At 69.3% G+C, this 270-nt stretch carries 1 protein-coding gene; it reads right to left on the bottom strand.

Translation table 11 applies throughout. The annotated features are described in order from the left end of the window. The coding region (locus tag ACUXUR_RS26865; protein ID WP_445505402.1) for an Ig-like domain-containing protein at positions 1 to 270 on the bottom strand (270 nt) is incomplete at both ends.

Raw genomic sequence — 270 nt, 5'->3', positions numbered from 1 at the left:
ATCGTCACCGTCACCGGATCGCTGTCGACCGTGCCGTCGTTGGCGACGTACTGGAAGGTCACATCGCCGTGGAAGTTCGCCGCCGGGACATAGCTGTAGCTGCCGTTGCTGTTGAGGGTCAGCCCCTCAACCGGAGCCACCAGGCTGTAGCTCAGGGCGTCGCCGTCGACGTCCGTGCCGCCAACCGTGCCCGTGATCGCCGCGGCGTCCTCGGCCCCCGACGTGTCGCCGCCCGTCGCCACCGGCTGGTCGTTGACCGGGGTGACGGTG

It is taken from the genome of Microvirga medicaginis (genome assembly GCF_052658925.1).
The sequence above is the reverse complement of the archived record's forward strand: the minus strand, read 5'-3'. Positions and strand labels throughout refer to the sequence as shown.